A 6,512-nucleotide genomic window follows, 5' to 3' on the forward strand; every position below is an offset into this window, starting at 1 on the left:
GAGCCTGGGAACAAGAGCGAAATACTGGACCCCGGATCAAGTCCGGGGTGACGGTTTCCCCTCGTTCCCAGGCTCCTGCCTGGGGACGTCTTATTCTTGCGGCTCCAGCCGCTTCTTGTTTTTTCTTTGGATGCGGCTGGAGCCTCTGAAGAGCTGTGTTCCCAGGCTGGAGCCTGGGAACAAGAGCGGGGGCTGGAGCCTGGGAACAAGGAAGAGCTTCCTCTTTTAATGTTTCCATGATCCACCTCGGCGTTCAGCCCCCGGCCCTCAAACAGAAAATGCTTCATGGAATCCGGGATCTCACCCTTTAAAGTGCCTGCCAGGTCATTGGCCAGGAGGCGGATAAGCAGGTCATGCAGGTTTGGCTTGTCCCGGTAATAACCAAATATCCCGGTCATCTCCTCCCAGAAGAACTGATCAAGGCCGAATTTTTCCATCTCCTGCCAGGATTGGCACCGGTACAGCGTGATGGTCTTGAGTACGAGTTTACCTGCGTCTTAGAGCTCTCTGTGGATGGACATATTGCCACGGCCTCCAAGGATCGCACCGGCCTCTTCGATGGCCAGTATTTTGTGCCCGGCAAGGATACCGGCCAGATCCTCAGAGAATGGCTGGAAGGAGGCAGGCCAGATAATGGGCACAAGGAAAATAAGCCTGCTGACACTAAGGTAGACAATGAGCCTGAACCAGCAGCAGATCCTGGCCCTACACCCAAACAGGAGACCCAGAACGTGTTCAGCAGGAAGCAGCAGCAGGAGCAGCAGGACAAAACCCCGCAGCCGCTTAGCCCGGAAGACACCGGTGTCACTATATTGAGTCTTCTGAATGTCCTTCGGGAGCTTGGCTTGTATGACAAGGTGGACCTGTACGAGACTTATCTGTGGAACAAGTACGGGGCTGACTTGCGTAAGCTAAGCAAAGCTCAGGTCAGTGAGCAGTACAATAACTTATGCCGCTGCCGGCGCGACCCGGAGCTCTTCCAGAGGTTTGTCACCTACCTGGACGGCTTAAGGGCGAAGCAGGCTGCATAAGCTGACATCCTGGCCCGGGAAGCCTGCCTCAAAGTGGATTTCCCGGGCAAATTCCACTGTATCCGAACAAATATTTTAAAACACCATAACATCTTAAAATCATTGAATTTGTGATAATTAGGTGTACTGATCTTGCTTTTCTCAATTATAACAACAGGTTAGCATCGTTTTCTTGAGTGTTTTTTTATATAAAAAAACCTCGATTTAATTTTTGAGGGGGTGTATACGGAAATCGTTCTGGGAGACTACGAATGACAAGGGCTCCCAGAGGGAGAGTCTGAAACATTGCCCTGGTTTTAAGGGGTTGGAACACATTATTGTTTTTTTTATTTTTTTTCTTAAAATTGTCTGAAACATCGCCCCGATTTTAAGGGGTTGGAACAAAATAAAGATGCTTACAGCGTGTGGTATAATTTTGGTCTGAAACATCGCCCCGATTTTAAGGGGTTGGAACCACATGACCCCACTACGAGTGGGGGATGGCCAATTTGGTCTGAAACATCGCCCCGATTTTAAGGGGTTGGAACGGGTACGCCGTATTCAAAACAGCAATTTCACAGGTCTGAAACATCGCCTCGATTTTAAGGGGTTGGAACTCATAAATTCTGAGCAAAGAGGGCAGAGGAACCTGATGTCTGAAACATTGCCCCGATGTTAAGGGGTTGGAACAGCAACTCACTGACTGTATGAGCCAACTCAGTACGAGTCTGAAACATTGCCCTGGTTTTAAGGGGTTGGAACCTTTTTAACTTCTGCGCCATGACGTTTGCAAGCTCGTCTGAAACATTGCCCCGGTTTTAAGGGGTTGGAACTTTGATTTTTGCATCCTTGGGAAACTTTATCTTTTGTCTGAAACATCGCCCCGATTTTAAGGGGTTGGAACTAATAAAAATAACTGAAACTTCACGCTAGACTACGGTCTGAAACTTTGCCCCGATTTTAAGGGGTTGAAACCCCAGAAAATCTTCAGTTCCATGGCATGTCCAATTGTTCAGTCTAAAACATCACCCCGATTTTAAGGGGTTGAAAATTTGAAAACAATTCGATCAAACCCGGACAAAGTACTTCTGAAACATTGCCCCGATTTTAATCTGATAGTTGCCCACACTTAACCCCAAAATTTATTTTTTACCGCGAAGAGCGGTTGAGATTCTCATCAAGTGCTATAAATACTACAATCTTATGCTAAATAAGCGATAAGAATAAAATAAAAAATATCAAAAGTATTACGCTTGTTGAAAATATGCACGATTTATTTCAAATTGGCCATCCCCCACTCGTAGTGGGGTCATGTGTGGGCAACTGTCAGGATTTTAATGGGTTGAAACTTGGTCTTAAATGAAATATTCTCGGGCAGTTCGCATGTCTGAAACTTTGCCCCGGTTTTAAGGGGTTGGAACTTGCTTTTTGGGCATAGACTCGCTCCTTGCAATATGGTCTGAAACATTGCCCCGATTATAAGGGGTTGAAACAGTCTGCTTGATCTCTCGGACGAACTCAGAAAGATGTCTGAAACATTGCCCCGATCTTAAGGGGTTGGAACTCGGGAAGGGAATCATGCAAGTCATCATTAAATTGGTCTGAAACATGCCCCGATTTTAAGGGGTTGGAACAGGGCGACTTGAGGTCATGAGCCACATAGGAAAACAGCCTGAAACATTGCCCCGATTTTAAGGGGTTGGAAAATTGATCCATATCAAAGTACCCCATAGTAGGGGGGTCTGAAAGATAGCCCTGATTTTAAGGGGTTGAGTTTTTTACCTAACCTGGCCTGGATCTATCCCAGATCCTGTGATTGTCAGCTAATGTACTCAAAGTAGGTGAAACTGCAGCAGGAGCCCCCGGAGGCTTTAGGCCGTAATACATCTAACCACCGGGTAAGTAAGAATCCTGGCAGCCAGGTACTGGTCAAGACCGTCATGCTTATCCTGCTGGAGCATGCCAGGAAGTGTTACCCTGTTGTTCAAAAGCAAGAAACTTTTTAGGACGATTTTAAGTCGTGCAATAATTTAAAGTTGGGTTGAATATTGTTGATGGTCATCTGCTACCTGCAAAGGTCAGAGCAGGAAATCTTTAAAACTAGAATTATGGGGCAAAAAAACCGATAAAACATATATAACCTTGTTATAAATAGGGAGGTAAAGTTTATGGACATAACAGGAATATCAAGTCTTGGCGGGCTGGCGAACATAATGTCAAAACAGGAATTTGGAGCCCAGGTAGTCAGCAAGACCCTGGACTATATGAATTCATCGACTTTAAAGAGCTCTGACAGTGGCATGAGCCAAGCATATGACTTCAATATAAGCGTCCTTGGTGCTGAACTCGATGGCAAACAAAAAATGACGGATTTAATCTCCATTCACTCAGGTAAAGGAAAACTGACCAACTTTAACATTTAGTCTTATGTTTGAAACAGTCATAATTCACCTATATTAAGTATGTAGTCTTATTTTAAGCGGATACATTTCAGAACAAGGTACGGAGTCTATTAAAGAGTTAAACAGTATGCCATGGGAAAACAAAAGTATTTATGGATGGGTAAGGCAAGAATTATATAATATGCCCAAACCACTAGATGGAGAAAACAATTTTCTTTATCAGTCTTTAATAGAATTTGCAAAAGTATCCACTCAAGCATTTGATAATATTGGTGATTATCTATTTTCATATAAAGAAAAGCAACTTAGTGCAATATTTTTACCCGCCTTTTACAATCTAGGATACGGTGTTATGCAAGAAGCACCTACCAGAAGAAAAAAAAGAGGTGAAACATATACCCATGCGTGGTTAGATTATTGGGTTCAAAAAGACGATGAAACAGTTTTTTTAGTTGAGGTTAAGCATAGCTGGCAATACTTTGGAGGCATTTTAAAAAAAGATGCTATATCTAAGATTAACTCTTCTGTAGATCAACTAAAGCATATAAGAAAACAAGACGTTAGAAATTTGTCGTTAGCTAATGAGACAGTAAAATTATCCTTATTGGTATTGCCTATATATAGAAATGTACCTCTTGATTCTAATTTAAAAGAGGATGAAGAGTTTATGACTGAGAGAAATGAAATTGACGATATGTTGTCGTATCTTTCCCAAGAAATGCCAAGCAGTATATCATGGATGGGTGTATGGCTACTCCCTAAAAGAATGCAGTATACTTTCCAAAGCAATGAAATTAATGGATTGAGAACATTTCCTGGAGTGATAATTTTGTCATGTATTATAACTTGATTCCTTGAATTTATTGCATAAACCTGCTTTTACTATATTTAGCTATCTATGCAACGTTTTTTCAATCTACATCAGAAAGATTTAAACGGTCTGATTTTGCTAAGCGAAATGGTCAGGGCGGTAGAACTTGACAAAATAGCTAAAGCCATTACTTCCGGTAATTCCAACAATAGCTACAATGTATCAGGACCAGGGTAGAGTAAGTATCCCGTGACTTAAGTTCTGGTTAAGACCTTGATGCTAATGCTGTTGGAGCATACCAGGAAATGCTATCCTGTGGTACAAGCATAGATTTTTCCCAGCCTGCTGAAGTTTTTTAATTTATAAACCAAAACCCAAGTCTTATACCATCAACAGCCGCACCTCTCTTTAAAAGTCGAGCTAGCTCATGGTTTCTGAATAACAATGCCAATGACATACAGTGGCCTGCTTTCAGGATAACATTTATGCGCACCCCATTCGACCCGCTTAAGTTCTTACAGTCCCTGCGTCTGGACGTAGAACTTGATTCCAAGGGGCAGATAACGGTCCATGGCATGCGCTTCCTGGAGCCCCATAAGGCGAAGCAGGCCCGAAACATCCTGAAGATCTATGACAAGCTCCTACGCATGCAGCTGGACGCTCCCAGCAAGACCATGAGGCCTTCTGTCAGGAAACTGGTGGCCCTGGGGAAGGTGGAGATCAGGGATGGGCAGTATGTCTTGCCTGAAGGTCATGGACTGCATCTATAACATGTCAGGTTCAGGAGATCAGGTATGGGCTCACAAGTAATTGCTGCCTGTAAATGCGGCGCTAATGCCATTATACTGATTGGCGGCGGTATGTTTAATTTTATGGAGACCTGCTATTTTCCCTGTATGTGTAAGGGCTGTCACGAAGTCGTCCAGGCGAATCTTCTTGCCAAGGAGGCAAGATGCCCCCAGTGCCGGGCGCGTAATCCAATTCCTTATGATGACCCTCGGCTACTGGGAGAGCCGGGGAGTTACCATGTAGCAGAATGGAGAATGACTGATAAACTTGACAGAGATCTTGTTCTCACTGATGGCAAGTACATGTGCCCCAAGTGCGGCAAAATGTCCCTTGGTTTCCGCGACAGTGGCCTGTGCTGGGATTAAACCAGGAGAAAACCTGCCTTGACCAGAATTTACATCCCCGCCACAAGTGCAGAGCAATGGGCTCAGTTCCTGGCTGAGCCCGCCAGACAGTGGCGTAAAGGCTATTCAGCCCGCACTCTCGCTTATTCTTGGCAAGATGCTGAGGGCTTTCCAGATGAGGTTGGAGCAGTCCTCGGGTCAAAATTCCCTGCGGCGGAGATGTTGCTTGCTTTTCCGGAGCACCAGGTTCCACTACCTGCTGACTCTCGTCCTTCGCAAAACGATATCTGGGTTCTTGCCCGTTCCCAGGGAGAGCTCATTTCCATAGCGGTAGAGGGCAAAGTTTCCGAGTCATTCGGCCCCACGATACAGGAGTGGCAGGCCCAGTCCAGCCCGGGCAAGACAGCTCGCCTTGAGTTTCTGCAAAGGCTGCTTGAGCTGGACACAGTCCCCCTCTCCATCCGCTATCAGCTTTTGCACCGCACAGCATCGGCCCTCATTGAGGCCCAGAGATTCAACGCTCAGCATGCCGTCATGCTGGTCCACTCTTTTAGCCAGTCCCATGAAGGCTTCCAGGACTATGCGGCTTTTGCCGAACTCATGTGCGGCAGCGCAAGCAAAGACAGCTTGACTTCAGTAGGCTCTCGTTCCGGTGCATCACTTCATCTTGCCTGGGTGCAGGGCAACCCCGCCAGCCTCAGCAGATAAAAGAGAGTACCCCTGCACTCGACTCTGTAATTCATCGATCAGTTTTTACCCTGATTCTGGCATCCAGTAAAATCAGCACCCTGAAACCATGCTCACCGCTGCATCTACTCCTCTTCAAACTCAGCACTGGAAAAATTGAGGGTTCCGCAGTTCTCTCTGACCGCCCTCTGGGTGCTTTCGTCAAAACCATCTGACAGTTCCGCTTCGATATCCAGGCGCAGCTTGACCTTTGCCCCGGGGCTGGCAGTAAGCCGACTGACGACTTCTCCATGGATGGTATCGAAGTCCATACGTCCTGTATGCGGGTCCAGTTCGACTGTTCCAAAGAACCGCTTTTTGACTGCTTTAGGTTTTGGACCTGGACCTGGACCTGGTTCAGGATCAGGATCAGGATCTGGACCTGGTTCAGGATTTGGACCTGGACCTGGACCGGGAGGCGTGATAAGAA

General features: G+C 45.8%; 7 protein-coding genes. 5 read left to right on the forward strand and 2 right to left on the reverse strand.

Annotated features, from left to right (window positions below; translation table 11 throughout):
- Window positions 1-437, reverse strand: a 437-nt coding sequence (locus tag QZP87_RS11425; RefSeq protein WP_291323052.1) for a hypothetical protein, incomplete at its 3' end; no start/stop codon positions are given.
- A gap of 12 nt (window positions 438-449) precedes the next feature.
- Here QZP87_RS11425 and QZP87_RS11430 point away from each other — a divergent pair.
- The 5 genes from QZP87_RS11430 to QZP87_RS11450 all read left to right on the forward strand — a co-directional run bounded on the left by QZP87_RS11430 (window position 450) and on the right by QZP87_RS11450 (window position 6,064).
- Entirely contained in the window at window positions 450-1,031 is a 582-nt protein-coding gene (locus tag QZP87_RS11430) for a hypothetical protein (protein ID WP_291323053.1), read from the forward strand.
- Between the two features lie 2,147 nt (window positions 1,032-3,178).
- Window positions 3,179-3,433: a hypothetical protein gene (locus QZP87_RS11435; protein WP_291323054.1), complete on the forward strand. Its 255-nt coding sequence runs from the start codon at window positions 3,179-3,181 to the stop codon at window positions 3,431-3,433.
- Between the two features lie 106 nt (window positions 3,434-3,539).
- Window positions 3,540-4,262 carry a hypothetical protein gene (locus QZP87_RS11440; protein WP_291323055.1) on the forward strand — a complete coding sequence of 241 codons (723 nt, stop codon included), beginning with the start codon at window positions 3,540-3,542 and terminating at the stop codon, window positions 4,260-4,262.
- Between the two features lie 446 nt (window positions 4,263-4,708).
- Window positions 4,709-4,993: a hypothetical protein gene (locus QZP87_RS11445; RefSeq protein WP_291323056.1), complete on the forward strand. Its 285-nt coding sequence runs from the start codon at window positions 4,709-4,711 to the stop codon at window positions 4,991-4,993.
- A 402-nt stretch (window positions 4,994-5,395) separates the two neighbouring features.
- Complete coding sequence (locus QZP87_RS11450; protein ID WP_291323057.1) at window positions 5,396-6,064, forward strand: hypothetical protein; 669 nt, start codon at window positions 5,396-5,398, stop codon at window positions 6,062-6,064.
- 104 nt (window positions 6,065-6,168) lie between these two features.
- Here QZP87_RS11450 and QZP87_RS11455 read toward each other — a convergent pair whose 3' ends face one another.
- A complete protein-coding gene (locus QZP87_RS11455) occupies window positions 6,169-6,354 on the reverse strand; it encodes a hypothetical protein (RefSeq protein ID WP_291323058.1) in 186 nt (61 codons plus the stop codon).
- Window positions 6,355-6,512: the final 158 nt, after the last annotated feature.

It is taken from the genome of Desulfonatronospira sp., assembly GCA_003563255.1.
Taxonomy (GTDB): domain Bacteria; phylum Desulfobacterota; class Desulfovibrionia; order Desulfovibrionales; family Desulfonatronovibrionaceae; genus Desulfonatronospira.